We start from the raw sequence: 25,110 nt of genomic DNA, 5'->3' as shown, positions 1-25,110 counted from the left end.
CCGCGTGGCGGTCGGCCGGGCACCGAACCAGAAAGAGCAAGATGAGTGACGACAAGTTGTTGCCGCTGCGCCAGAAGATCGATTCGATCGATATGCAGCTTCTCGACCTGCTCAACCAGCGCGCCCAGGTTGCGCAGGAAGTGGGCCATGTCAAGGCGCAGACCAATGCGCCGGTGTTTCGTCCGGAGCGCGAGGCGCAGGTGTTGCGCCGCGCCGCCGAACGCAATCCCGGGCCGCTGCTGGGTGCCGATATCCAGACCATCTTCCGCGAAGTGATGTCGGCCTGTCGCGCGCTCGAGAAGCGCGTGGTGGTGGCGTACCTGGGGCCGGAGGGCACCTTCAGCGAACAGGCGGTGTACCAGCAGTTCGGCCATGCCATCGAAGGCCTGCCTTGCGCCTCGATCGATGAGGTGTTTCGCGATGCCGAGGCCGGCACGGCCGACTTCGGCGTGGTGCCGATCGAGAACTCCAGCGAGGGCGTCATCAACCGCACACTCGACCTGCTTTTGCAGACCACCTTGACCATCAGCGGCGAAGTGTCGATTCCGGTGCATCACAGCCTGATGACGCGCGACGGCGCGATGGCCGGCATCACCCGCATCTGCGCGCATTCGCAGGCGCTGGCGCAATGCAATGCCTGGCTCAACCAGAACTATCCCGGCATCGAGCGCCAGGCCGTGGCCTCCAATGCCGAGGCCGCGCGCATGGCCAGCGAAGACCCCGGCGTGGCCGCCATCGCCGGCGCCATTGCCGGCCAGAAGTACAACCTGCAGACCGTCAATGCCCATATCCAGGACGATCCGCACAACCGCACCCGCTTTGCCGTGATCGGTCGCCTGCGTACCGCGCCGTCGGGGCGCGACCAGACCTCGATCGTGCTGTCGGTGCCCAACAAGGCCGGCGCCGTGCATGCGCTGCTGGCCCCGCTGGCCACCCATGGCGTGTCGATGACCCGCTTCGAGTCGCGCCCGGCGCGCATGGGGGCGTGGGAATACTATTTCTACGTCGACCTCGAAGGTCACGAGCAAGACCCCAAGGTGGCGTTGGCCCTGGCCGAGCTCAAGCACAACGCGGCCTTCTTCAAGCTGCTCGGTTCCTATCCGCTGGGCCTGTAATTGCAATGGCGCGCCGCCGGCCGGCGGCGCCGCTTCTCATGTCGAACTGAAAGCGCATCATGTCAAAACAACTCGCTCCCGCATACGTGCGCGCCATCGCGCCCTACCAGGCTGGCAAGCCGATTTCCGAAGTGGCGCGTGAATTCGGCCTGGACGAGGCCGCCATCGTCAAGCTGGCCTCCAACGAAAACCCGCTCGGCATGCCCGAATCGGCCAAGCTGGCCATGCAGCAGGCGGTGGCCGAGCTGGGGCGCTATCCGGACGCCAACGGCTTCGCGCTCAAGGCCGCCATCAGCGCCAAGTACGACGTGCCGCAGCACTGGGTCACGCTGGGCAATGGCAGCAACGACATCCTCGAGATCGCCGCGCACGCCTTCGTGCAGGCCGGCCAGTCGGTGGTGTATGCGCAATACGGTTTCCTGGTCTATGCGCTGGCGACCCAGGCGGTGGGCGCGCGCGCCATCGAGGTGCCGGCGCGCGAGTTCGGCCACGACCTCGACGCCATGGCCGCCGCCATCGACGCCGATACCCGCCTGGTGTACCTGGCCAACCCGAACAACCCGACCGGCACCTTTGTCACGGCAGCCCAGCTCGAGGCGTTCCTGGCCGAGGTCCCGGGCGAGGTGGTGGTGGTGCTCGACGAGGCCTACAACGAATACCTGGCCGCCGAGCACCAGTACGAATCGACCGCCTGGGTGCGCAAGTATCCCAACCTGGTGGTGTCGCGCACCATGTCCAAGGCCTATGGCCTGGCCGGGTTGCGGGTCGGGTTTGCGATTGCGCAGCCCGAGGTCACCGACCTGATGAACCGGATCCGGCAGCCGTTCAACGTCAATTCGCTGGCCCAGGCAGCAGCCATCGCCGCGCTCGACGACCAGGCGTTCCTGGCGCGTAGCGCCGAGGTCAATCGCGCCGGCTACGGGCAATTGACGGCCGCCTTCGACGCCCTGGGCTTGCGCTACGTGCCTTCGTTCGGCAACTTCGTGCTGGTGCAGGTGGGCCAGGACGATGGCGCCGGCGCCCGGGTCAACCTGGCCTTGCTCAAGCGCGGCATCATCGTGCGCCCGGTGGCCAACTACGGTCTGCCGCAATGGTTGCGCGTATCGATCGGCCTGCCCGAGGAAAACGCGGCCTTCATTGCCGCCCTCAACGCCGTGCTGGCCTGAGCCTGCCGTGTTCAAGAAAGTCGTCATCTTCGGTGTCGGGCTGATCGGTGGCTCGTTTGCGCTGGCCCTGCGCAGCGCTGGCGTGGCCGCGCATATCGTCGGCGTCGGCCGCTCGGCCGACAGCCTGGCACGGGCGCAGGCACTGGGAATCATCGATGAAGTCGCCAGCGATGCGGCCCAGGCCGTGCAGGGTGCCGATTTCATCCTGCTGGCGGCGCCGGTGGCCCAGACCGAGGCCATCCTCTCGACCATCGCGGCACACCTCGCGCCCGATACGATCGTCACCGACGCCGGCAGCACCAAGTCCGACGTGGTGGCCGCAGCTCGCAGCGCGTTGGGCGAGCGGGTGGCCTGTTTCGTGCCGGCCCATCCGATCGCCGGTGGCGAGCGCCATGGCCCCGAGGCGGCGCTACCCGACCTGTACCGGGGCAAGAAGGTCGTCATCACCGCCTTGCCCGAGAACGCCGCCGCCGATGTCGAGCGGGTGGCGGCCGCATGGCGTCATTGCGGGGCGCTGATCCATCACCTCTCGCCGCAGGAGCACGATGCGGTGTTTGCCTCGGTCAGCCACCTGCCGCATGTGCTGGCGTTCGCGCTGGTCGACGATATCGCCGGCAAGCCGCATGCGGCCACCTTGTTCCAGTATGCGGCCAGCGGTTTTCGCGATTTCACCCGCATCGCCGGTTCGTCGCCCGAGATGTGGCGCGATATCACCCTGGCCAATCGCGACGCGCTGCTGACCGAAGTCGATGCCTACCTGGTGCAGCTGAGCGCGATGCGGCAGTTGATCGCCGCCGGCGATGGCGCCGCGCTGGCCGACATCTACGCCAATGCGCAACGCGCGCGGCTGCAGTGGGCCGCTACCATCGAGGCGGCCGAACGCAAGTCCTCCTGAGCCTGCGGGCCGTCTACAATGCACCATGCGCACGACCGTCGTGCGCCGAACCACCAACCCCCTTTTGCCCATGCCGATGAAACAGCCATCCTATCCCCGTTATCTTGACCTGGCGCCGGTGCCGCACATGCAGGGCGCGGTCAAGCTCCCGGGTTCCAAGAGCATTTCCAACCGTATCCTGCTGCTGGCTGCGCTGGCTGGCGGCACCACCCGCATCTTCGAACTGCTGGCGTCGGACGATACCCTGGTCATGCTGATGGCGCTACAGCAACTCGGTGTCAAATGGGAGCAGATCGAAGGCACCCAGGACTACATCGTGCACGGCGTCAATGGCGTGCTGCCGGTGCACCAGGCCGACCTGTTCATGGGCAACGCCGGTACTGCCATCCGCCCGCTCACGGCGGCGCTGGCGGTGCTGGGCGGCGACTACACCCTGCATGGCGTGCCGCGCATGCACGAGCGCCCGATCGGCGACCTGGTCGATGCCCTCAATGCGGTGGGCATGCATATCGACTACACCGGCAACCCCGGTTACCCGCCGCTGCATATTCGTCGCGGCGCGCTCAATTCGCACCGCATGAAGGTGCGCGGCAACGTGTCGAGCCAGTTCCTGACCGCGCTGCTGATGGCCGCACCGTTGATGGCACGTGACGAGCCGATGCATATCGAGGTCGTGGGCGAGCTCATTTCCAAGCCCTATATCGAGATCACGCTGAACCTGATGCGCCGTTTCGGCATCGAGGTGCAGCGCCAGGGCTGGCAGCAGTTCACCGTGCAGCCCGGCCAGCATTACCGCAGCCCCGGCAGCATCCATGTCGAGGGGGATGCCTCGTCGGCTTCCTATTTCCTGGCCGCCGGCGCCATCGCCGGTGGTCCGGTGCGGGTCGAGGGCGTGGGGCGCGACAGCATCCAGGGCGATGTGCGTTTCGTCGAGGCCCTGCAGCAGATGGGCGCCACCATCACGATGGGCGAGACCTGGATCGAAGCCAGCGCCAATGGCCCGCTCAAGGCCATCGACGCCGACTTCAACCACATCCCGGACGCCGCCATGACCATCGCCGTGGCCGCGCTGTACGCGGACGGCCCCAGCACCCTGCGCAATATCGGCAGCTGGCGGGTCAAGGAGACCGACCGCCTGGCGGCCATGGCAACGGAGCTGCGCAAGCTCGGCGCGCAGGTCGAGGAAGGCGCCGATTACCTTACCGTCACCCCGCCGGCCGAGATCGCCGCGGCCACCATCGACACCTATGACGACCATCGCATGGCCATGTGCTTTTCACTGGCGTCGCTCGATGGCGCATTGCGCCGTGGCAACCGCATGCGCATCAACGATCCCAAGTGCGTGGCCAAGACCTTTCCGGACTACTTCGACGTGTTCAAAAGGATTGCCGAGCAGACGTTGATCTGATATTGATCCGCCACGACGATGGCTAAATCGTCGATCATCTGTTTATATTTTCTAGAGCGACGACAGTTTTCATGGACAAGCCAAAGATTCCGGTCATCACGATCGACGGCCCGACCGCCTCCGGCAAGGGCACGGTTGCACAGCGGGTGGCCGCCACGCTGGGGTTTCATTACCTGGATTCAGGCGCCCTGTATCGCCTCACGGCGCTGTCGGCACTGCGGCGCGACGTGGCGCTCAACGATGAACATGCGCTGGCCAAGACCGCCGAGCACCTGCACTGCCATTTCGACGGGGCCCATATCTTCCTGGCCAACGAAGACGTGACCCAGGCGATTCGGGCCGAGGAAGTCGGCAATACGGCGTCCAGGATCGCCGCCCTGGTTCCGGTGCGCCAGGCGCTGTACGGCCTGCAGTTGTCGTTTCGCAAGCCGCCCGGCCTGGTGGCCGACGGCCGCGACATGGGCACGGTGATCTTTCCCACCGCCCGGCTCAAGGTGTTTTTGACCGCAAGTGTTGCGGCACGCGCGTCGAGAAGATATAAGCAATTGATTGACAAGGGTTTTTCTGCTAATATTACCGACCTTTCGAGGGATTTGAAGGAACGCGACGAACGCGACATGAATCGTTCGTCGGCGCCGTTGAAGCCCGCCGAAGGCGCCTACCATCTGGATACTTCCGATATGACCGTCGAACAGGCGGTGCAGCAGGTGCTCAGCTGGTATGCCGTCCATGGACATTGATGGCGCTTGATGCGCCCCGGTGCCTGATGCGGAAGAAGTGGTAGCGCCCGGCTTTGGCAAGAAATGGTGTCAAGGCAGCAATAAATACAGCAATCGCAGTTCAGCAGTACGTGCCCGAAGGATGCAAAGTCCCCAGGGCGTTGATAAACCTAACCCAGTGTCCATGTCGCCGGCAATTAAGCGGGCGGCAGTGCAAGTCCCCATGATTGCATCGACAGATATTGGCCAATCTATCTTTTCATTTATGTCCACAACTACCGTTTTCGCTGCAGGCGTCGATACTGCCAGCGAGTTTGCTGCTCTGTTTGAAGAATCGCTGTCGCGTCAGGACATGCGTTCTGGTGAAGTCATCTCCGCAGAAGTCGTCCGTCTCGACCACAATTTCGTGATCGTCAACGCCGGCCTGAAGTCGGAAGCCTTCATTCCCGTTGAAGAATTCAAGAATGACAATGGCGAAGTCGAAGTCCAGGTTGGCGACTTCATTTCGGTCGCAATCGAATCGCTGGAAAACGGCTTCGGCGACACCATCCTGTCGCGCGACAAGGCCAAGCGTCTGGCATCGTGGCTCTCGCTGGAAAAGGCGATGGAGTCCGGCGAGATCGTTACCGGTACTGTCAATGGCAAGGTCAAGGGCGGCCTGACCGTCCTGACCAACGGCATCCGTGCCTTCCTGCCGGGTTCGCTGGTCGACACCCGTCCGGTCAAGGACACCACGCCGTTCGAAGGCAAGACCCTGGAATTCAAGGTCATCAAGCTGGACCGCAAGCGCAACAACGTGGTGCTGTCGCGCCGCGCCGTGATCGAAGCCTCGATGGGCGAAGAGCGCGCCAAGCTGATGGAAACCCTGAAGGAAGGTACTGTCGTCACCGGTATCGTCAAGAACATCACCGACTACGGTGCGTTCGTCGACCTGGGTGGCATCGATGGCCTGTTGCACATCACCGACCTGGCATGGCGTCGTGTGCGTCACCCGTCGGAAGTGCTGTCGGTTGGCCAAGAGATCACCGCCAAGGTCCTCAAGTACGATCAAGAGAAGAACCGTGTCTCGCTGGGCGTGAAGCAACTGGGCGACGATCCATGGACCGGCCTGTCGCGTCGTTACCCACAAGGTACCCGCCTGTTCGGCAAGGTCACCAACCTGACCGACTACGGTGCATTCGTTGAAGTCGAGCAAGGCATCGAAGGCCTGGTTCACGTCTCCGAAATGGACTGGACCAACAAGAACGTGGCACCGAACAAGGTTGTCCAGCTGGGCGACGAAGTCGAAGTCATGGTCCTGGAAATCGACGAAGAGCGTCGCCGTATCAGCCTGGGCATGAAGCAGTGCAAGCCGAACCCATGGGACGACTTCGCAATGAGCCACAAGAAGGGCGACAAGGTCCGCGGTTCGATCAAGTCGATCACCGACTTCGGCGTGTTCATCGGCCTGTCGGGCAACATCGACGGCCTGGTGCACCTGTCCGACCTGTCCTGGACCGAAGCTGGCGAAGAAGCCGTGCGCAAGTTCAAGAAGGGCGACGAGCTGGAAGCCGTGGTGCTGGCCATCGACGTCGAGCGCGAGCGCGTTTCGCTGGGCGTGAAGCAACTGGAAGGCGACCCGTTCAACAACTTCGCTGCCCTCAACGACAAGGGTGCCTTGGTGACCGGTACCGTCAAGTCGGTCGAAGCCAAGGGCGCCGTCATTGCGCTCAACGAAGAAGTAGAAGGCTACCTGCGTGCCTCCGAAATCTCCCGCGATCGCGTCGAAGATGCCGGTACCCACCTGAAGGTCGGCGACAGCGTCGAAGCCCTGGTCATCAACATCGACCGCAAGGCTCGCAGCATCCAGCTGTCGATCAAGGCAAAGGACAACGCCGAGACCCAGGAAGCCATGCAAAAGATGTCGTCTGACTCCAGCGCGGCTTCCGGTACCACCAGCTTGGGCGCCCTGTTGAAGGCCAAGCTCGACAACAAGAACTGATTGTCCGGGCCACGATGACAAAGTCGGAGCTGATCGCCCGTCTGGCTGAGCGTTATCCGCAACTGGTTGCCAAGGATGCGGATTACGCGGTCAAAACCATCCTCGATGCGATGGTCGATGCACTGTCGACCGGCCAACGTATCGAGATCCGTGGTTTTGGCAGCTTTGCGCTCAACCGCCGTCCGCCGCGTATCGGCCGTAACCCCAAGTCCGGCGACAAGGTGATGGTGCCCGAAAAAAGGGTGCCCCATTTCAAGCCGGGCAAGGAGTTGCGCGAGCGCGTGGACGCGATGGTCGGGCAGCCAATCCGTGAGGATTGACCGACCTGTCATCGACCAGGCAATCCTGTTGTTGCAGCACTGCCGCGGCGTCGGTGCCGGGCATCTGGTGATGCCATGTAAAGACTAAGCGGTAACATGAACGGCCTGGTAAAGGGTCGCTCGGAAATGAACGGCATCTTTGGATGCCGTTTTTTTTCACGTACAATTTCGCAGTACCCGTGGCCGTTTCCCTTAACAGGCGTGCCGCACTTTGCGCCAGGCAGGCAAGTACAGTGCGCCGTACGTCGAAAAGGGCGGTACGATGGCTCGCTTTACCCATTTTCGACCAGTCAAAAAAAGGATAGTCGCCATGAAAATAATCTCCAGATTGATCGCGCTCATCCTGTTCGTCGGCTTTTTCTTCTTCGCATTGCGCAATACCCAGGAAGTGACCCTGCATTTCTTCCTCGGCTACGAACGGACCGACCCACTGGTGCTGGTGCTGCTGGCGTTTTTCGTAGTGGGCGCGGTGCTGGGTGTGCTGGCGATGACGCCGATCATGTTCCGTCACCGGCGTGAAGCCGCGCGGCACAAGAAAGCCCTGGCGTCGATCCACAAGCAGCAGGAAGAAATCGCCCAGGCCCAGGCTCAACCACCCCTGCCCGACAGTGTGATCACCGCGCAGCATATTCTCTAAATTGAAACGTCTCTTGTATGGAATTTGAATTCTGGTGGTTGCTCGGCATTCCGGTCTTCTTCGGGCTGGGCTGGATTGCCGCGCGGGTTGATATCAACCAGTTGTTGTCCGAGTCGCGCACCCTGCCGCGGGGCTATTTCAAGGGCTTGAATTTCCTGCTCAACGAACAGCCCGACAAGGCCATCGATGCCTTCATCGAGATCGTCAAGCTGGACCCCGAAACGGTCGACCTGCACTTCGCACTGGGTAACCTGTTTCGCCGCCGTGGCGAGACCGAGCGCGCCATCCGGGTGCACCAGAACCTGCTGGCACGCCCCGACCTGCCGGCCGAGCACCATGGCCACGCCCTCTACGAGCTCGGCCAGGATTACCTGAAAGCGGGGCTTCTGGACCGCGCCGAAGAAACCTTCAACAAGCTCATCGATACGCAATACAGTGCCCAGGCCGGGCGCGCCCTGCTGGAGATCTACCAGCGCGAGAAGGAATGGACCCGCGCCATCTCGGCCGCCGAGATCCTGCAATCGACCGGTGCCGGTGGTCGCCAGCGAGAGATCGCCCAGTTCCACTGTGAACTGGCCGCCGACGAGCTGGTGCGCACCAATACCGACGCCGCCATCGCCTTGCTCGACCGCGCCTTGGCGGCCGACCGCAAGAGCGTGCGCGCCACCATGCTGATGGGCGACGCCTTGCGCGCCAAGGGCGATGTCGAAGGCGCCCTCGAGACCTGGCGCCGGGTGGAGCACCAGAGCGTGCCGCATACGGCGCTGGTGGCCCAGCGGCTCATGGACGGCTACCTGGCCGTGGGTCGCACCCAGGAAGGCATCAACCTGCTGCGTTCCTACCTGGCCGAGGCGCCCTCGATCGACTTGCTCGAAGTGGTCTTCAAGGCCGTACTCGACGCCGACGGGGTCGAGGCCGCCAACGCGCTGGTGAGCGAAGAACTGCGTCGCACGCCCACGCTGCTGGCGCTGGACAAGTTCCTGGAAGCACGCATGATGACCGCGCCGCTCAATGTGCGTCCGGAGCTCTCGGTGGTCAAGACACTGGTGCATGGTTATACGCAGAAACTGGCGCGCTACCAATGCAGCCATTGCGGCTTCAAGGCGCGCCAGTTCTATTGGCAATGTCCCGGTTGCAGCCGCTGGGAGACCTACCCGCCGCGTCGCACCGAAGAACTCAATGTCATGATTTGACGGTCGTGCCGCCGGCGCGGCAGCGACCCCGTTGCCTGACATTCGCTTCATCAATCAATCGGCCTGCTGCTGGCGGCAGGTCGGAAACCCTCGGGATCAATCATGAAAATCACCATCATCGGCACCGGCTATGTCGGCCTCGTGACAGGCGCCTGCCTGGCCGAACTGGGCAATGACGTGTTCTGCCTCGACGTGGACCAGTCCAAGGTCGACATTCTCAACAATGGCGGCATTCCCATCCACGAACCCGGCCTGGAAGACGTGGTGGCGCGTAACCGCGCCAGCGGCCGCCTGCAATTTTCGACCGATGTGGCCGCCAGCGTGGCCCACGGCGATATCCAGTTCATTGCGGTGGGCACGCCGCCCGATGAAGACGGCTCGGCCGACCTGCAATACGTGCTGGCGGCGGCGCGCAACATCGGACGCCATATGAACGGCTTCAAGGTCGTGGTCGACAAGTCCACCGTGCCGGTGGGCACCGCCGATCGCGTCAAGGCCGCCATCGCCGGCGAACTGGCCTCGCGCGGTCTCGACGATGGCCAGTTCTCGGTGGTCTCGAACCCCGAGTTCCTCAAGGAAGGCGCGGCCGTGGAAGACTTCATGCGCCCCGACCGGATCGTCATCGGCCATGACCAGACCGCCCAGGGACAGCGCGCCTACACGCTGATGAAGAAGCTCTATGCGCCGTTCAACCGCAACCACGAGCGCACCTTCTGGATGGACGTGCGTTCGGCCGAGTTCACCAAGTATGCCGCCAACGCCATGCTGGCCACGCGTATTTCCTTCATGAACGAATTGGCCAACCTGGCCGACAAGGTGGGGGCCGATATCGAGGCCGTGCGCCACGGCATCGGTTCGGATCCGCGTATCGGCCACAGCTTCCTGTATGCCGGATGCGGCTACGGCGGATCGTGCTTCCCCAAGGACGTGCAGGCGCTGGAGCGCACCGCGCGCGACTACGACCAGGACCTGTTGATCCTGCGCGCGGTCGAGCAGGTCAACGACCGGCAGAAGCATGTGCTGGGTCGCAAGGTGGTCAAGCGCTTTGGCGAAGACCTGGCGGGCAGGCATTTTGCGGTATGGGGGCTGGCCTTCAAGCCCAATACCGACGACATGCGCGAGGCGTCGGCGCGCGTACTGGTGGGTGAACTGCTGCGTCGTGGCGCCAGCGTGGCCGTCTACGACCCGGTGGCGATGAAGGAAGCCGCACGCGTGCTGGCGCTGGACCTGGCCGACCAACCGGGCCTGTTCGAGAAGATCCGTTTTGCGGCGTCGCCCATGGATGCGCTGCAGGGGGCCGATGCATTGACCATCGTCACCGAGTGGAAGGCCTTCCGCAGCCCCGACTTCGAGACCGTCAAGGCGGCCCTGAAGGCGCCGGTGATCTTCGATGGTCGCAACCTGTTCGAACCGCAACTGATGGCCGACAGCGGCATCGAGTACTACGGCATCGGCCGCTCACTTCTGGCGCAAGGGTGACATCATGCAAAACCAGCTCGCATCCAACTGGAATCGTGCCCGTATCCTGATCGTCGGCGACGTCATGCTCGATCGTTACTGGTTCGGTGAAGTCAATCGCATCTCGCCCGAGGCCCCGGTGCCGATCGTGCGGGTCGAGAAGCGCGAAGAGCGCCTGGGTGGCGCCGCCAACGTGGCGCGCAATACCGCCAGCCTGGGCGCCGGCACCGCCTTGCTGGGGGTGACCGGCGACGACGAGCCGGCGCGCGTGATCGATACCCTGCTGGGCGAGATGGGCATCAGCAGCCACCTGGCGCGCGACGCCAGCATCTCGACCATCGTCAAGCTGCGGGTCATCGGCCGCCAGCAGCAACTGGTGCGCATCGATTTCGAAGAAGCGCCGACCGACACCGTATTGCGCGACAAGCTGACCCAGTTCAATTCGCTGGTGGGCGCGCACGACGTGATCGTATTCTCGGACTATGCCAAGGGCAGCCTGGTCAATGTGGCCCAGATGATCGCCGCGGCCCGCCAGTTGGGCAAGCGGATCCTGGTCGATCCCAAGGGGGACGACTTCAGCCGCTACGCGGGCGCGTCCATCCTCACGCCCAACAAGTCCGAGATGGTACGCATCGTCGGCCAGTGGAAGAGCGAGGATGACCTTACCGCGCGGGCCCAGAAATTGCGCGCCGAGCTCGGTCTCGAAGCGCTGTTGCTGACCCGTTCCGAAGAGGGCATGAGCCTGTATCGGGATGGCGATGTGCAGCATTTCCCGACCATGGCGCGCGAAGTGTTCGATGTCTCCGGTGCCGGCGACACCGTCATCGCCACGCTGGCCGTGATGCTGGGCGCCGGTGCTTCGCTGGTCGATGCGGTGGCCATGGCCAACCGCGCCGGTGGCATCGTGGTTGGCAAGCTGGGTACCGCGACCGTCACGCGCGAGGAGTTGCTTGAGGGCTGAGAGGCGACAAACTCACGCGCCTGGCGGCGCGTATCTAGTTGCATTTCTGTCAACATGTATTTCCCGACGTCGTTGAGCAAAGGCAGGTTCCGTTTCGGGGCTTGCCTTTTGTGTTTCTCAATCGTGAAAGGAAATCACCATGTTGAAGAAATTATTGCTGGTCATCGTGTCGCTATGGATCATGGTCGCGCCGGTACGGGCGGATGTGGACGTCAACAAGGCCGACCAGGCCGCCCTGGATGGCGTACGGGGCATCGGGCCGGCGATGTCCAAGCGCATCCTCACCGAGCGTGACCGCGGCGGCAGTTTCAAGGACTGGGGCGACTTGCAGCAGCGCGTCAAGGGCATCAAGCAGAAGAGCGCCGAGAAGCTCTCCGGCAACGGCCTGACCGTCAACGGCCAGGCGCTCGGCGGCAGGTCCGACAGGCCCGGCAAATCGGGACGTCCCGGAGCCAGGACGGCGCCCGCCGAGACCAAGGTAGCCAGCGGCGAGACGGCACCGGCCACGGCAGAACGTAACCGCAAGTAGTTGCGCATTGATCGCGCGAAGAACCCCGCCTTGGCGGGGTTCTTCGCTTTGGGTGGCGCCATCGTCGACCCGGTCGCTCCGGAAACCCGTGCGCCGCATCGTGAGATGAATTTCTTTCAAGAAACTGGCGACTTGTTTCTCAAAAAAATTGCGGTTAAAGTGGGGCGCGCATGTCGGTTGGGGGCATCTGTCCAGGCCGTGCGCGATACCCGAAGTCGGGTGGGGGCGCGGACCAGGCGCATCATTCATTCACACCACTGCAGGTAGGGACGGGCCATGAAGATCGCCGATATTCCTGTCAACGAGAGTGCTCGCATCGAGGCGCTGCATTCGTTGCACATCCTCGATACCGCGCCGGAAGAGCGTTTCGACCGGCTCACCCGCCTGGCGCGGCGGCTGTTCGATGTCCCCATCGCGGTGGTGACATTGATCGACGTCAATCGCCAGTGGTTCAAGTCCTGCGTCGGGCTCGACGCCAGCGAGACCCCGCGCGATATCTCGTTCTGCTCGCACGCCATCCTGTCGGACAACCTGACCGTGGTCAACGACGCCACGCAGGACGACCGCTTCAGCGGCAATCCACAGGTCACCGGCGAACCCTACATCCGTTTCTACGCCGGTTGCCCGATCCAGAGCGAGAACGGCTACAACCTGGGCACCTTGTGCCTGGTCGACATGAAGACCCGCGACTTCGACGCCGACGACCGCGCCCTGCTCAAGGACCTGGGGGCGATGGTCGAGCAGGAGCTCACCACGGTGCGCCTGGCCACCATCGACGAATTGACCGACCTGTCCAACCGGCGTGGTTTCGAATCGCTGGCCGGGCATGCGCTGGGCCTGTGCAAGCGGCTCGGGCGCCCGGCCAGCGTGCTGTATTTCGATCTCGACCAATTCAAGTCGATCAACGATCGCTTCGGTCATGCCGAGGGTGACAAGGCGCTGACCAATTTCGCCTCGCTGCTGGCGGGCAACCTGCGCGAGTCGGATGTCATCGGTCGCCTCGGCGGTGACGAGTTCGGCGTGTTCCTGACCAATACGGCGCTGGCCGATGTGGAACCCGTGTTGCAATCCTTCGAGCGCGCGGTGCAGCAGTTCAACCAGCACGGACAGCGCGAATACGACCTGCACTACAGTGTCGGCGTGCTGGAGTTCGATCCGGCGCGGCATGCTCACATCGGTGACCTGATGCAGGGCGCAGATGCCCTGATGTACGACCGCAAGAAAAAGCGTCGCGGCGAAAAGGTCTAGGCGCCGTCGCCAGGGGCGATGCCGAAACGACATGAAAAGGCGGGGCTGGGGGCGTTGGCGTCGAGCCGGGCCGCTTGGACTGCGATGGCGGGGGCGAAATAGAATAAAATGCCCACCTGAGCCAAAAAGCCGACTGCAGCCAACACACATGTCCTATCAAGTCCTCGCCCGTAAATATCGTCCCCGCAGTTTCGACAGCCTGGTCGGCCAGGAGCATGTCGTACGCGCGTTGACGCATGCGCTCGAGCAGCAGAGGTTGCACCACGCCTACTTGTTTACCGGCACCCGCGGCGTGGGCAAGACCACGCTCTCGCGCATCCTGGCCAAGTCGCTCAACTGCATCGGCGCCGATGGCAGCGGCACCATCACCGCCGCCCCCTGTGGCGTATGCGAAGCCTGCGTGGCCATCGATGCCGGGCGCTTCGTCGACTACATCGAAATGGACGCCGCCTCCAATCGCGGCGTCGACGAAATGGCGCAATTGCTGGAGCAGGCAATCTACGCCCCGTCCAATGCGCGCTTCAAGGTCTACATGATCGATGAAGTGCACATGCTCACCAATCATGCCTTCAACGCGATGTTGAAGACGCTCGAAGAACCGCCCGAGCACGTCAAGTTCATCCTGGCGACCACCGACCCGCAGAAGATCCCGGTCACGGTGCTGTCGCGTTGCCTGCAGTTCAACCTGAAACAGATGCCGCCTGGCCATATCATCGGCCACCTCGACAACATCCTGCAGCAGGAGGGTATCGAGTTCGACCCGCAAGCCTTGCGGCTGCTGGCGCAAGGTGCCTCCGGTTCGATGCGCGACGCGCTGTCGCTGACCGACCAGGCCATCGCCTATGCCGCCGGGCGGGTCTCGCTGGAAGCCGTGCAAGGCATGCTGGGCGCACTCGACCAGTCCTACCTGGTGCGCATCCTCGACGCGCTGGCCGCGCAGGACGGATCCGGCCTGATGGCCGTGGCCGACGACATGGCCGCGCGCAGCCTTTCCTACAATGCCGCGCTGCAGGACCTGGGCACCTTGTTGCACCAGGTGGCGCTGGCCCAGAGCGTGCCGGCGGCACTGGCCGAGGACTTGCCCGATCGCGCCGACATCGTGCGCCTGGCTGCGCAGTTCAGTCCCGAGCATGTGCAGTTGTTCTACCAGATCGTGGTGCATGGTCGCAACGAGCTGGGGCTGGCGCCCGACGAGTACGCCGGCTTCAGCATGACGCTGCTGCGCATGCTGGCGTTTCGTCCGGTCAGCGCCAGTGGCGGTGCTGCGCCTGCTGGCGGCGCGAGCACGCCGCGTCCGGCGCCCACGCGCCAGGCGGCCCCGCTGGCGGCCGCACCCCAGGTAGCGGTGACCAGTGCGCCGGTGAGTCGGCCGGCCGTCTCGCCGCCGCCGGCTCCCGTGGTCGCAGCCGCTGCCACGGTTGCCGCGGCGGCCAATCCGGCGTCGGATGCCTCGACCGCGAGTGCCCCGGCAGCCGGCGCACCGGCGGCCCCCGTTTCCGCGCGCGAAGCCGCGATGATGGCGTTACGCGCCAATACCGGAAAGGGCGTGCGCGCGCCGTCCACGCCCAGGCCTGCCGCTGCCGCGCCCGTAGCCCCGACCCCGGCGCCGGTCCAGGCTCCGGCCCCGGTGGCTGCGGTGGTGGTCGCCGAGCCCGCCAGCGAGCCGCCTTTCGATGATGTTCCACCTCCGTGGGAACAGGATGTCAGGTCGGGCGCGCCCGAGGCTCAAAAAAAAACTGAGTCCGCCAGCCCGGTAGCACCGGCGGTGCTCGCCGCGCCGCAGCGGCCGGCTGCCAGCGCCGCCCAGCAGCAGGAAACGGCGCGCATCGCCGCCGAGCTCGGCTGGGACGGCGATTGGCCGGGCCTGGCGGCCAGCCTGCCGCTGCGTGGCGTGGTACACCAGATGGCCTTCCAGAGCGAGCTGGTGCGCTGCGAAGCGCTGGCTGGCGGCAACGTCTGCTTCCACCTGCGTATTCCGCTCGAAACGCTGCTGGCCTCGGGCGCGGCTGAAAAGCTGATGGCGGCCTTGTCCGAACGCTTCGAGCGCGAGGTGCGTATCGAGACCGAGATCGGGCGCGTAGCCGATACAGCCAACGCGGTGGCCGAGGCGGCCCGTGCGCAACGCCAGCAGAAGGCCGAGCAGTCGATGAACAACGATCCATTCGTGCTGTCGATGATGCGCGAGTTCGGCGCCACCATCGTGCCGGGGTCGATCCACCCGCTGTAGAGTCGACACCATGTCGATTTGCCGGCGCTGCCCGCAAACAAGATAGAATTCACGAATTGAAACAAGGAGCAATGCGATGATGAAAGGCCAACTCGCTGGTCTGATGAAACAGGCCCAGGCCATGCAGGACAACATGAAGAAGATGCAGGACCAGCTCGCGCTGATCGAGGTCGAGGGCCAGTCCGGCGCCGGCCTGGTCAAGGTGGTCATGTCCTGCAAGAACGACGTCAAGCGCGTCTCGATCGATCCGTCGTTGCTGGCCGATGACAAGGACATGCTGGAAGACCTGGTGGCCGCCGCCTTCAACGACGCCGTGCGCAAGGCCGAGGCCACCAGCCAGGAAAAAATGGCCGGTGTCACGGCGGGCATGCCGATGCCACCAGGTTTCAAGATGCCGTTCTGATCGCGCATCGGCCCGTTCACCGAACGGGCCTGCAGGCGCAGCATGGCCGTGTCGCGTACCCCTGTCGGATTGCAGCAGTGCATTGTGGAGGCAACATGTTCGTCATCTCGATCACGTACATCAAGCCGGCGAGCGAAATCGACTCGCTGCTGACTGCGCACAAGAAATTCCTGAACCAGCGCTATGCGGAAGGCGTGTTCCTGATGTCGGGGCGCAAGGTGCCGCGCACCGGCGGCATCATCCTGGCCGACTGCAGCGACCGTGCCGAGATGGAGGCGATCATCGAGCTCGATCCGTTCTACATCGCCGGCGTGGCCGAGTACGAGATAACCGAATTTGTCCCCTCGATGACGGCGGAGGCGCTCGAAGCCTTCCGCTATTCAGTTGACCGCAATTGAAAACCCCTTCCAGCCTTACCCTGCTTACCGATGCCCTGCGCCGTCTTCCCGGCATCGGCCCCAAGACCGCGCAGCGCATGGCTTACCATCTGCTGCAGCACGACCGCGAAGCGGCCGCCGCGCTGAGCAAGTCGCTGGCCAATGCGCTCGACACGATTCGTCACTGCGCGCTGTGCAATACCTTCACCGAACAGGTGGTGTGCGAGACCTGCCAGGACGAGCAGCGCGACCATACGCTGCTGTGCGTGGTCGAGTCGCCGGCCGACCAGATCATGATCGAGCAGACCTTGACCTACAAGGGGTTGTATTTCGTGCTGATGGGGCGGCTGTCGCCGCTCGACGGCATCGGCCCGCGTGACATCCATCTCGAGAAACTGATCACCCGCGCCACCGATGGCAAGGTGGCCGAAGTGGTGCTGGCAACCAATTTCACCAATGAAGGCGAAGCCACCGCGCACTACATCGGCGAGACCCTCAAGGCGCGCGGGTTGAAGGCCACCCGGCTGGCGCGCGGCGTGCCGGTCGGTGGCGAACTCGAATACGTGGACGCCGGCACCATCGCCCGCGCCATGCTCGACCGCAGGGTGACCTGAAGCGGCAACATCCCCAGGCAGCCCCGCAGGGCGCCAATAAAAAGGTTGAACACAGCCAACGGCAGGAGACACGTCCATGCAGCAACTCACACCCGGCGCGCTGGCCGGCATCAAGGTACTCGAACTCGGCACGCTGATCGCTGGTCCGTTCTGCTCGCGCATGCTGGGCGAGTTCGGGGCCGACGTGATCAAGATCGAAGCTCCCGGCAGCGGCGACCCGCTGCGCCAATGGCGGGTGCTCAAGGATGGCACCTCGTTGTGGTGGAGCGTCCAGGCCCGCAACAAGAAGAGCATCACGCTCAACATGAAACATCCGGAGGCCCGCGAGATTGCCCGCAAGCTGGCGCTGGAGGCCGATATCATCATCGAGAACTACCGTCCCGGGGTGCTCGAGAAATGGAACCTCGGCTATGAAGACCTCAAGCAGGTCAACCCTGCGGTGATCATGGTGCGGCTATCCGGCTACGGCCAGAGCGGTCCGCTGCGTGACCTGCCGGGGTTTGGCGCCATTGGCGAGTCGATGGGCGGGCTGCGCTACGTGTCCGGCCATGCCGACCGGCCGCCGGTGCGGGTGGGTATTTCCATCGGCGACTCGGTGGCGGCGCTGCATGGCGTGATCGGCGCCATGATGGCGCTGCGCCATCGCGATGTCACCGGTGGCCGCTGGAACGGCAAGTCCGGCCCGCAATGCGTAGCCGGGCAGGGGCAGATGGTCGACGTGGCCCTCTACGAGTCGGTCTTCAACCTGATGGAATCCCTGGTGCCCGAATTCGACCACGCCGGCGTGGTGCGCGAGCGCACCGGCGGTGCCTTGCCTGGCATCGTCCCGTCCAATACCTATACCACCGGCGACGGCCAGAACATCGTGATCGCCGGCAATGGCGACGCCATCTTCAAGCGCCTGATGCAGGCCATCGGTCGCGCCGACATGGCCGACGACCCGGGCCTGGCGCGCAACGATGGCCGGGTGCCGCGCACGGCCGAGATCGACGCCGCCATCCAGCAATGGTGCCACGGCCAGGATATCGACGCGGCGCTGGCGACCTTGCAGGCGGCCGACGTGCCGGTGGGCAAGATCTATTCGGTGCGCGACATGATGAGCGACCCGCAGTTTCTGGCGCGCGGCATGTTCGAACAGCATCGCTTTGCCGACGGCACGCCGGTCAAGCTGCCGGCCATTACCCCGAAGATGTCGCATACCCCGGGCCAGACCCGATGGCTGGGCCCGGCACTGGGCGCGCACAGCGATGAAATCCTGCGGTCGCTGGGGTATGATGATGCCCAAATTAAAGGGCTGCGCGAGCAAGGCGCGGTCTGATAACAGGCGCACCATGGGCGGCGATGCCTGGCAATCGCCGCCGACGCCGATGATGCAGTAGAAAAAAACCAACCCATCCACGATATCTGGAGGAGACATAATGAAATTCAGCTGGAAGCAATTGGCAATCGCCGCAGGCCTGTTCCTGGCCGGTTATCTTTCGTTCAACACCAATGCCTCCGCGCAGGCCCTGGAGAAGCCCAAGGTGTCCATCGCCGTGGGCGGCAAGAACCTGTTCTACTACCTGCCCCTGACGATTGCCGAGCAGCTCGGCTATTTCAAGGATGAAGGCCTGCAGGTCGAGATTTCCGACTTCGCCGGCGGCGCCAAGGCCTTGCAGGCGCTGGTGGGGGGCAGCGCCGATGTGGTCTCGGGCGCCTACGAGCACACCATCAACATGCAGGTCAAGAACCAGCCCATCGTGGCCTTCGTGCTGCAGGGGCGTGCGCCACAGATCGTCCTGGCCGCCAACAACAAGACCATGCCCAACTACAAGACCGTGGCCGATCTCAAGGGCAAGAAGATCGGCGTGACCGCGCCGGGGTCGTCCACCAGCATCATGGCCAGCTACGTGCTGGCCAAGGCCGGCCTGAAACCGACCGACGTGTCCTTCATCGGCGTGGGCGCCGCGGCCGGTGCCATCTCGGCGATCCGTTCGGGCCAGATCGATGCCATCGCCAATCTCGATCCGGTGATCTCGATGCTGGAACAGAACAACGAGATCAAGACCATCGCCGACACCCGCACCCTGAAGGACACCAACGACGTCTTCGGCGGCCCGATGCCGGCGGCCACGCTGTATGCGTCGGCGGCGTTCGTGCAAAAGTATCCCAACACCACCCAGGCGCTGACCAACGCCATGGTGCGTGCACTGAAATGGATCCAGAAGGCCGGCCCGTCAGACATCATCAAGGCCGTTCCCGAGAGCTACCTGCTGGGCGACCGCGCGCTGTACATCGATGCCTTCACCAAGGTGCGCCAGGCGATTTCGCCCGATGGCTACTTCCCACCGGGCGGTCCCGATACCGCATTGCGTACCCTCAAGGCCTTCGAGCCGTCGCTGGCCGACAAACAGGTGGACCTGTCCAAGACATTCACCAATTCGTTTGTCCAGAAGGCCAACGCCAAGTACAAGTAAATTGCGCCGGGCCAGCCAGGCCCGCGCCTGGTTGGCCCGGCATTGCGACCTGCAACGCCACGATGCCCGGCGACGGGCATTTGCCTATTCGCCGCGCGTATCGATATCCACCGTTTCCGGTTTCACTAACGCAAGAGCAACACTCATGACCCCCGCACTTCTGTTCGACGATATCACCTGCACCTTCGTATCGAAGGATGACCGTTCCCAGCGCTATACGGCGGTGGCCAATACCACGCTGGCCATTGCCCCGGGCGAATTCGTCTCGGTAGTGGGCCCGACAGGCTGCGGAAAATCGACCCTGCTCAACGTCGGCGGCGGCCTGCTGCAGCCATCCTCGGGTAGCGTCCAGGTGTTCGGCGAACCATTGACCGGCATCAACCGGCGTGCCGGCTACATGTTCCAGGCCGAGGCGCTGATGCCCTGGCGCAGCGCGCTCGACAATGTGATCGCGGGCCTGCAGTACCGCGGTTGCCCGCCATCGGACGCGGTGCCGCTGGGCGAGCAATGGCTGGCCCGGGTCGGGTTGCAGGGATTTGGCGACCGCTATCCGCACCAGCTGTCGGGCGGCATGCGCAAGCGCGTGGCGCTGGCACAGACCCTGATACTCGATCCCGACATCATCCTGATGGACGAGCCGTTCTCGGCGCTCGACATCCAGACCCGGCAACTGATGGAAAACGAGGTGCTGGACCTGTGGAGTGCCAAGAAGAAGGCGGTGCTGTTCATTACCCACGACCTGGACGAGGCCATTGCCATGTCCGACCGCGTGATCGTGCTGGCGGCCGGCCCCGGCACCCATCCCATCGGTGAATTCAGGATCGACCTGCCGCGTCCGCGCGATGTGGCCGAGATCCGCATGCATCCGCGCTTCGTGGAGCTGCACAAGCAAATCTGGGACGTCCTGCGTGACGAAGTGCTCAAGGGATATCAACAACAAAAGCGCGTCGCGTAACAGGAACGGGAATCGTCATGCTGAAATACTTCAAACCGAATCACAAGAATATCCGGATGTGGCAAGTGCTGGTCTTGCTGGTGGTGCTGGCCGTGTGGCACCTGGCCACGCGCAACCCGCAGACCGCGTTCTTCTTCGGCGAACCGGTCAAGGTCGCACAGCGTATCTGGGACTGGTTCACGGTGGGCAGCGGCTCGCTGGAAGTCGGATTGGGCGACACCACTTTCTTTACGCTGAACTTCCCGGCCGAGATCTATTCGCACCTGCTCATCACGCTCACCGAAACGGTGCTCGCCTTCGTCATCGGTACCGTCCTGGGCCTGGGCGTGGGGCTGTGGCTGGCCTTGTCGCCCACGGCGTCGGCCATTCTCGACCCCTACGTCAAGGCCGCCAACTCGATGCCGCGCGTGATCCTGGCCCCCATCTTCGCCATGTGGTTCGGCCTGGGCATCTGGTCCAAGGTGGCGCTGGCGGTGACGCTGGTGTTCTTCATCGTCTTCTTCAACGTCTATCAAGGCGTCAAGGAAGTCAGCCCGGTGGTGCTCAACAACGCCCGCATGCTGGGCGCCAATGCCCGTCAGCTGTTGCGCACGGTGTACCTGCCATCGGCCACCTCATGGGTCTTTTCGAGCCTGCACACATCGATTGGCCTGGCCTTCGTGGGGGCGGTGGTGGGCGAGTACCTGGGCTCGGCGCGAGGTGTGGGTTACCTGATCCTGCAAGCCGAAGGCAGCTTCGACATCAATACCGTCTTCGCCGGTATCGTGGTGCTGACGGTGTTTGCGCTGGTGCTCGACCTGGCCGTGGCGGTGATCGAGAAGCGCCTGATGAAGTGGCAGCCCAAGAGTGGCGAGACCGAGAAGCTCTGATCGAAGCCCGGAGTGGCGGCCAGACAACAAAAAACCCGCCTGAGCGGGTTTTTTGTTCAGAGCAGATCAGTCGACGACTTACTTGATCTTGGTCTCTTTGTACTCGACGTGCTTACGTGCCTTCGGATCGAACTTCATGATCGTGATCTTCTCGGGCGTAGTACGCTTGTTCTTGGTGGTGGTGTAGAAGTGACCTGTACCTGCGGTCGACTCCAGTTTGATTTTGTCGCGGCCGGATTTCGCCATGATAGATTTCCTTTACTCTGCTGATTAGACTTTTTCGCCGCGAGCGCGCAGGTCGACCAGAACGGCATCGATGCCGATCTTATCGATCACGCGCAGGCCGGCGTTGGACAAACGCAGCGAAACCCAGCGGTTCTCGGATTCGACGAAAATACGACGGTTCTGCAGGTTCGGCAGAAAACGACGCTTGGTCTTGTTGTTGGCATGGGAAACGTTGTTGCCGACCATCGGCCCCTTCCCGGTGACTTGGCAAACACGTGCCATGTGAGACTCCTTAAAAATTTCCAAACTTGGGAAAAACGAGAGTATAGATAAAAAACATTGATTTTTCAATGACTTGCGAAAAACAAGTGTGTCTTTATTTATTTTGTGATTTAACAATTTGTCAGCCTCCTCGTTTGTTCGCTACAGATAGCCGTGCTCGGCAAACGAGTAGCAGTCGCCGCCAGCCACCACGAAGTGGTCGAGCACCTGCACTTCCACCAGGCCCAGCGCGGCCTTGAGCGTCTGCGTCAGGGCCACGTCGGCAGCGCTGGGAGCGGGATCGCCGGAGGGATGGTTATGCGCCAGGATGACGCCCGCAGCGTTGTGTGCCAGCGCGGCCTTGACCACTTCGCGGGGATAGACATTGGCGCGAGTGAGGGTGCCGCGAAACAATTCATCGACGGCGATCAGGCGGTTGCGCGTATCCAGGAACAACACCACGAACGACTCGTAGGCCTTGCCGCGAAAGGAAAGCTGCAGGTATTCGCTGACCGGGCCGGTGGCGCTGAGCTCGATGCCGCTCCTGAGTTCTTCGCCGATGGCGCGGCGCGACAGTTCGAGCACCGCCTGGAGCTGCGCATACTTGGCCGGGCCCAGGCCGTGCATCTGCGAGAACTCCTTGAAGGCGGCGCCGAACAGCGCCTCCAGCGAGCCGAATCGCTGCAATATCTCGCGCGCCATGTCCACGGCAGTCTTGCCGGGCACGCCTACGCGCAGGAAAATGGCCAGCAGCTCGGCGTCGGACAGGGCGCCTGCGCCCAGCAGGATGAGCCGCTCGCGGGGGCGCTGGTTCGGGGGCCAGTCGATGATGGACATGGTCGATGGAAGAGGTCAGGGAAGTGGATGGGCCGACCGGCACGGGGCGTGGTGCGCGGTGCCGTGTCGACCGGGGCATGCCGCGCGGCCGGCACCTTGCGCACGACGGCTCGCAATGGGGCGGCACGCCGGGTCCAAACGTGGCTTACAATAGCGGGTTACCGTGTATTCATGATGGTCCTTTTTCATGTCCAGCCCTTCCGTTCCAGTCGTCACAGACAGCGCCTACCTGACCCTGCATTACCGCCTCGCATCACAGGATGGCGAAGACATCGTCAGCACCTTCAACGACAAGCCCGCGACGCTGCAGTTCGGCCAGGGCCAGCTGGCGCCGTTTCTCGAGGCCTGCCTGCTGGGGCTGCCCGAAGGCGCGCACCAGAGTTTCGAGTTGGCCCCGGCCAATGCCTTCGGCGAGCGCAGCGACGAACTGGTGCAGCGCATCTCGCGCGCCACGCTCGAGGAGAACTCGGCAATGGACGAACAGTACAAGGTAGGCGACCTGGTCGATTTCGCCGCGCCCGGCGGCGGCCGGTTCGCCGGCATCCTGCGATCGATCGACCAGGACGGTGCGATTTTCGACTTCAATCATCCGTTGGCGGGGCAGACATTGAAATTCGAAGTCAAAATCATAGGAATTCTGTGATCCGACAGAATATTGTCGATATTGCAACCTGACATCCGGACATTAGGACATCACCATGCATAACGCGGATACCGAGATCCTGCTGGCCCAGCCGCGCGGCTTTTGCGCCGGCGTCGATCGTGCCATCGAAATCGTCGAGCGCGCCCTGCAGCAGTTCGGCGCCCCTATCTATGTGCGCCACGAGATCGTGCACAACGCCTATGTCGTGGCCGACTTGCGCGCCAAGGGGGCCATCTTCATCGAGGAACTGGCCGATGTGCCGGCCGGCAACACCGTCATCTTCTCGGCCCACGGCGTGTCCAAGGCGATCCAGGCAGAGGCCGCGCAGCGTGGCCTGACGGTGTTCGACGCCACTTGCCCGCTGGTCACCAAGGTCCATATGGAAGTGGCCAAGATGCGGCGCGAAGGACGCGAGATCATCATGATCGGCCATGCCGGCCATCCGGAGGTCGAGGGCACCATGGGCCAGACCGAGGCTGGCATGCACCTGGTCGAGACGGTCGGCGACGTGGCGCTGCTGCAGGTCGCAGACGAGGCATTGCTGGCCTACGTCTCGCAGACCACGCTTTCGGTGGACGATACGGCCGATATCATCAGCGCATTGCGCGCCCGCTTTCCGGACATCGTCGAACCGAAGAAGGGCGACATCTGCTACGCCACCACCAATCGCCAGGAGGCGGTCAAGTTCATGGCGCCGCAGGTGGATGTGGTGATCGTGGTCGGCAGCCCCAACAGTTCCAATTCCAACCGCTTGCGCGAAGTCGCCGAGAAAAAAGGGGTGCCGGCCTTCATGGTCGACAGCGCCGCGCTGATCGATCCGCAATGGGTGGCGGGGAAGCATCGCATCGGCGTCACCGCCGGCGCATCGGCACCGGAAGTGCTGGTGCAGGCCGTGATCGATCGTCTCAAGGAAATCGGCGCACGCAGCGTGCGCAAGCTCGAAGGCATCGAGGAAAATGTCACCTTCCCCTTGCCCAAGGGCTTGGGCGGGGGGCGTCCGGTGCCCGCCGTGCAGGACGCCTGAACCAGGGGGTATGGCCGATGGTGAAAAAGGCTTGCGCATGCAAGCCTTTTTTCTTTTCCGGCTCGCTTCCGAGGCAAGTTACCGCGGGTGATGTGTGCTGCCATTTTTCCGGTGCGGCGAGAATCAAATCGACGTGGACGGCGGATGGCTTGTGCGTATAATGCCGCACCAAGAATTCGACATGCTCCCCGCCGGGCGGGCATGCACCAGCCAGGTCGCCAGCCGGTCGTGTGCCGCTAGCGGTCCGAAGCAGACAGGGAGACCCCAGCATGTCATGTTCATCGTTTCTCGCCTTGTGCCAGCGCCGTCGCCCGACTCATCCTCAGGTGGTCTCGGCTGACTTGTTCCATTCGCTTTCATTTCGGTAGTACGCCAGGCTGGCGTGCGGCAGCGCACGGCCAGTGCTTTTTATGAAGGCCCGTCTCTTTCCCGCCAGGCCAGCGGCAGGGATCGCAGCGGGCGGGAACGGATTTTGCTCATCAGCAGGTTTCGGGAGCGTCAGGCCAGTGGCCGACGGTCCGTTCATTTTTCACACTCTCAGATTGAAGATAGGTATTCATGGACATTTTCATCCAGCAGATCATCAACG

General features: G+C 63.4%; 26 protein-coding genes. 23 read left to right on the top strand and 3 right to left on the bottom strand.

Annotated elements, in window-relative coordinates; genetic code table 11:
- The first annotated feature begins 41 nt into the window (after window positions 1-41).
- The 21 genes from pheA (at window position 42) to PMI40_RS09095 (ending at window position 21,531) form a co-directional block, all read left to right on the top strand.
- Complete coding sequence (pheA, locus tag PMI40_RS09195; protein ID WP_008114405.1) at window positions 42-1,115, top strand: prephenate dehydratase; 1,074 nt, start codon at window positions 42-44, stop codon at window positions 1,113-1,115.
- A gap of 59 nt (window positions 1,116-1,174) precedes the next feature.
- Window positions 1,175-2,281: a histidinol-phosphate transaminase gene (gene hisC, locus PMI40_RS09190; protein WP_008114404.1), complete on the top strand. Its 1,107-nt coding sequence runs from the start codon at window positions 1,175-1,177 to the stop codon at window positions 2,279-2,281.
- Window positions 2,282-2,288: 7 nt separating this feature from the next.
- Window positions 2,289-3,176, top strand: a complete 888-nt coding sequence (locus PMI40_RS09185) for a prephenate dehydrogenase/arogenate dehydrogenase family protein (protein ID WP_008114403.1) — start codon at window positions 2,289-2,291, stop codon at window positions 3,174-3,176.
- 76 nt (window positions 3,177-3,252) lie between these two features.
- Window positions 3,253-4,584 (top strand): 3-phosphoshikimate 1-carboxyvinyltransferase, encoded by a 1,332-nt coding sequence (aroA, locus tag PMI40_RS09180; RefSeq protein ID WP_040501854.1) that lies wholly within the window; start codon window positions 3,253-3,255, stop codon window positions 4,582-4,584.
- A 71-nt stretch (window positions 4,585-4,655) separates the two neighbouring features.
- Window positions 4,656-5,324 (top strand): (d)CMP kinase, encoded by a 669-nt coding sequence (gene cmk, locus PMI40_RS09175; protein ID WP_008114401.1) that lies wholly within the window; start codon window positions 4,656-4,658, stop codon window positions 5,322-5,324.
- Between the two features lie 244 nt (window positions 5,325-5,568).
- Window positions 5,569-7,284 carry a 30S ribosomal protein S1 gene (gene rpsA / locus PMI40_RS09170; protein WP_081496433.1) on the top strand — a complete coding sequence of 572 codons (1,716 nt, stop codon included), beginning with the start codon at window positions 5,569-5,571 and terminating at the stop codon, window positions 7,282-7,284.
- 14 nt (window positions 7,285-7,298) lie between these two features.
- Window positions 7,299-7,604: an integration host factor subunit beta gene (locus PMI40_RS09165; protein ID WP_008114399.1), complete on the top strand. Its 306-nt coding sequence runs from the start codon at window positions 7,299-7,301 to the stop codon at window positions 7,602-7,604.
- 310 nt (window positions 7,605-7,914) lie between these two features.
- Window positions 7,915-8,241 carry a lipopolysaccharide assembly LapA domain-containing protein gene (locus tag PMI40_RS09160; protein ID WP_008114398.1) on the top strand — a complete coding sequence of 109 codons (327 nt, stop codon included), beginning with the start codon at window positions 7,915-7,917 and terminating at the stop codon, window positions 8,239-8,241.
- Between the two features lie 17 nt (window positions 8,242-8,258).
- Window positions 8,259-9,434, top strand: a complete 1,176-nt coding sequence (gene lapB / locus PMI40_RS09155; RefSeq protein WP_008114397.1) for a lipopolysaccharide assembly protein LapB — start codon at window positions 8,259-8,261, stop codon at window positions 9,432-9,434.
- Window positions 9,435-9,536: 102 nt separating this feature from the next.
- Complete coding sequence (locus tag PMI40_RS09150; RefSeq protein ID WP_008114396.1) at window positions 9,537-10,913, top strand: UDP-glucose/GDP-mannose dehydrogenase family protein; 1,377 nt, start codon at window positions 9,537-9,539, stop codon at window positions 10,911-10,913.
- A 4-nt stretch (window positions 10,914-10,917) separates the two neighbouring features.
- Entirely contained in the window at window positions 10,918-11,853 is a 936-nt protein-coding gene (gene rfaE1, locus PMI40_RS09145; RefSeq protein WP_008114394.1) for a D-glycero-beta-D-manno-heptose-7-phosphate kinase, read from the top strand.
- 139 nt (window positions 11,854-11,992) lie between these two features.
- A complete protein-coding gene (locus tag PMI40_RS09140) occupies window positions 11,993-12,382 on the top strand; it encodes a helix-hairpin-helix domain-containing protein (protein WP_008114391.1) in 390 nt (129 codons plus the stop codon).
- Between the two features lie 276 nt (window positions 12,383-12,658).
- The gene (locus tag PMI40_RS09135) at window positions 12,659-13,630 is read left to right on the top strand and encodes a sensor domain-containing diguanylate cyclase (protein WP_008114390.1); all 972 of its coding nucleotides are present in this window, start codon (window positions 12,659-12,661) and stop codon (window positions 13,628-13,630) included.
- 148 nt (window positions 13,631-13,778) lie between these two features.
- Entirely contained in the window at window positions 13,779-15,857 is a 2,079-nt protein-coding gene (locus tag PMI40_RS09130) for a DNA polymerase III subunit gamma/tau (RefSeq protein WP_008114388.1), read from the top strand.
- 76 nt (window positions 15,858-15,933) lie between these two features.
- On the top strand, window positions 15,934-16,260 hold the full coding sequence (locus PMI40_RS09125; RefSeq protein WP_040501853.1) for a YbaB/EbfC family nucleoid-associated protein: 327 nt from the start codon (window positions 15,934-15,936) through the stop codon (window positions 16,258-16,260).
- A gap of 95 nt (window positions 16,261-16,355) precedes the next feature.
- Window positions 16,356-16,658, top strand: coding sequence for a YciI family protein (locus PMI40_RS09120; RefSeq protein ID WP_008114384.1), 303 nt, complete (start codon window positions 16,356-16,358; stop codon window positions 16,656-16,658).
- Window positions 16,655-17,251, top strand: coding sequence for a recombination mediator RecR (recR, locus tag PMI40_RS09115; protein WP_008114382.1), 597 nt, complete (start codon window positions 16,655-16,657; stop codon window positions 17,249-17,251). The genes PMI40_RS09120 and recR overlap by 4 nt, the downstream gene beginning before the upstream one ends.
- Before the next feature lie 76 nt (window positions 17,252-17,327).
- Window positions 17,328-18,569 carry a CaiB/BaiF CoA-transferase family protein gene (locus PMI40_RS09110; RefSeq protein WP_008114380.1) on the top strand — a complete coding sequence of 414 codons (1,242 nt, stop codon included), beginning with the start codon at window positions 17,328-17,330 and terminating at the stop codon, window positions 18,567-18,569.
- Window positions 18,570-18,669: 100 nt separating this feature from the next.
- On the top strand, window positions 18,670-19,707 hold the full coding sequence (locus PMI40_RS09105) for an ABC transporter substrate-binding protein (protein ID WP_008114378.1): 1,038 nt from the start codon (window positions 18,670-18,672) through the stop codon (window positions 19,705-19,707).
- Window positions 19,708-19,852: 145 nt separating this feature from the next.
- Window positions 19,853-20,662, top strand: a complete 810-nt coding sequence (locus PMI40_RS09100; protein ID WP_008114376.1) for an ABC transporter ATP-binding protein — start codon at window positions 19,853-19,855, stop codon at window positions 20,660-20,662.
- A 17-nt stretch (window positions 20,663-20,679) separates the two neighbouring features.
- Window positions 20,680-21,531, top strand: a complete 852-nt coding sequence (locus PMI40_RS09095; RefSeq protein ID WP_008114374.1) for an ABC transporter permease — start codon at window positions 20,680-20,682, stop codon at window positions 21,529-21,531.
- Between the two features lie 78 nt (window positions 21,532-21,609).
- On the opposite strand, the gene rpmG is transcribed toward PMI40_RS09095, so the two are convergent.
- The 3 genes from rpmG to radC all read right to left on the bottom strand — a co-directional run bounded on the left by rpmG (window position 21,610) and on the right by radC (window position 22,854).
- Window positions 21,610-21,777: a 50S ribosomal protein L33 gene (rpmG, locus tag PMI40_RS09090; protein WP_008114372.1), complete on the bottom strand. Its 168-nt coding sequence runs from the start codon at window positions 21,775-21,777 to the stop codon at window positions 21,610-21,612.
- Window positions 21,778-21,801: 24 nt separating this feature from the next.
- Window positions 21,802-22,038: a 50S ribosomal protein L28 gene (gene rpmB / locus PMI40_RS09085; protein WP_008114370.1), complete on the bottom strand. Its 237-nt coding sequence runs from the start codon at window positions 22,036-22,038 to the stop codon at window positions 21,802-21,804.
- A 141-nt stretch (window positions 22,039-22,179) separates the two neighbouring features.
- Window positions 22,180-22,854, bottom strand: coding sequence for a DNA repair protein RadC (gene radC, locus PMI40_RS09080; protein ID WP_008114368.1), 675 nt, complete (start codon window positions 22,852-22,854; stop codon window positions 22,180-22,182).
- A 187-nt stretch (window positions 22,855-23,041) separates the two neighbouring features.
- Here radC and PMI40_RS09075 point away from each other — a divergent pair, with 187 nt between their 5' ends.
- Both PMI40_RS09075 and ispH read left to right on the top strand, forming a co-directional pair.
- Entirely contained in the window at window positions 23,042-23,497 is a 456-nt protein-coding gene (locus tag PMI40_RS09075) for a peptidylprolyl isomerase (RefSeq protein WP_008114365.1), read from the top strand.
- Between the two features lie 55 nt (window positions 23,498-23,552).
- Window positions 23,553-24,521 carry a 4-hydroxy-3-methylbut-2-enyl diphosphate reductase gene (ispH, locus tag PMI40_RS09070; protein WP_008114363.1) on the top strand — a complete coding sequence of 323 codons (969 nt, stop codon included), beginning with the start codon at window positions 23,553-23,555 and terminating at the stop codon, window positions 24,519-24,521.
- Window positions 24,522-25,110: the final 589 nt, after the last annotated feature.

This window comes from Herbaspirillum sp. YR522, assembly GCF_000282575.1.
In the GTDB taxonomy this organism is placed as follows: domain Bacteria; phylum Pseudomonadota; class Gammaproteobacteria; order Burkholderiales; family Burkholderiaceae_D; genus Herbaspirillum.
This window is presented reverse-complemented; position numbering and strand designations above follow the sequence as displayed.

Coding starts and splice junctions, on each gene's coding strand:
- pheA (WP_008114405.1), top strand. CDS start 42: ATGAGTGACGACAAGTTGTTGCCGCTGCGCCAGAAGATCGATTCGATC.
- hisC (WP_008114404.1), top strand. CDS start 1,175: ATGTCAAAACAACTCGCTCCCGCATACGTGCGCGCCATCGCGCCCTAC.
- aroA (WP_040501854.1), top strand. CDS start 3,253: ATGAAACAGCCATCCTATCCCCGTTATCTTGACCTGGCGCCGGTGCCG.
- cmk (WP_008114401.1), top strand. CDS start 4,656: ATGGACAAGCCAAAGATTCCGGTCATCACGATCGACGGCCCGACCGCC.
- rpsA (WP_081496433.1), top strand. CDS start 5,569: ATGTCCACAACTACCGTTTTCGCTGCAGGCGTCGATACTGCCAGCGAG.
- PMI40_RS09165 (WP_008114399.1), top strand. CDS start 7,299: ATGACAAAGTCGGAGCTGATCGCCCGTCTGGCTGAGCGTTATCCGCAA.
- PMI40_RS09160 (WP_008114398.1), top strand. CDS start 7,915: ATGAAAATAATCTCCAGATTGATCGCGCTCATCCTGTTCGTCGGCTTT.
- lapB (WP_008114397.1), top strand. CDS start 8,259: ATGGAATTTGAATTCTGGTGGTTGCTCGGCATTCCGGTCTTCTTCGGG.
- PMI40_RS09150 (WP_008114396.1), top strand. CDS start 9,537: ATGAAAATCACCATCATCGGCACCGGCTATGTCGGCCTCGTGACAGGC.
- rfaE1 (WP_008114394.1), top strand. CDS start 10,918: ATGCAAAACCAGCTCGCATCCAACTGGAATCGTGCCCGTATCCTGATC.
- PMI40_RS09140 (WP_008114391.1), top strand. CDS start 11,993: ATGTTGAAGAAATTATTGCTGGTCATCGTGTCGCTATGGATCATGGTC.
- PMI40_RS09135 (WP_008114390.1), top strand. CDS start 12,659: ATGAAGATCGCCGATATTCCTGTCAACGAGAGTGCTCGCATCGAGGCG.
- PMI40_RS09130 (WP_008114388.1), top strand. CDS start 13,779: ATGTCCTATCAAGTCCTCGCCCGTAAATATCGTCCCCGCAGTTTCGAC.
- PMI40_RS09125 (WP_040501853.1), top strand. CDS start 15,934: ATGATGAAAGGCCAACTCGCTGGTCTGATGAAACAGGCCCAGGCCATG.
- PMI40_RS09120 (WP_008114384.1), top strand. CDS start 16,356: ATGTTCGTCATCTCGATCACGTACATCAAGCCGGCGAGCGAAATCGAC.
- PMI40_RS09110 (WP_008114380.1), top strand. CDS start 17,328: ATGCAGCAACTCACACCCGGCGCGCTGGCCGGCATCAAGGTACTCGAA.
- PMI40_RS09105 (WP_008114378.1), top strand. CDS start 18,670: ATGAAATTCAGCTGGAAGCAATTGGCAATCGCCGCAGGCCTGTTCCTG.
- PMI40_RS09100 (WP_008114376.1), top strand. CDS start 19,853: ATGACCCCCGCACTTCTGTTCGACGATATCACCTGCACCTTCGTATCG.
- PMI40_RS09095 (WP_008114374.1), top strand. CDS start 20,680: ATGCTGAAATACTTCAAACCGAATCACAAGAATATCCGGATGTGGCAA.
- rpmG (WP_008114372.1), bottom strand. CDS start 21,777: ATGGCGAAATCCGGCCGCGACAAAATCAAACTGGAGTCGACCGCAGGT.
- rpmB (WP_008114370.1), bottom strand. CDS start 22,038: ATGGCACGTGTTTGCCAAGTCACCGGGAAGGGGCCGATGGTCGGCAAC.
- radC (WP_008114368.1), bottom strand. CDS start 22,854: ATGTCCATCATCGACTGGCCCCCGAACCAGCGCCCCCGCGAGCGGCTC.
- PMI40_RS09075 (WP_008114365.1), top strand. CDS start 23,042: ATGTCCAGCCCTTCCGTTCCAGTCGTCACAGACAGCGCCTACCTGACC.
- ispH (WP_008114363.1), top strand. CDS start 23,553: ATGCATAACGCGGATACCGAGATCCTGCTGGCCCAGCCGCGCGGCTTT.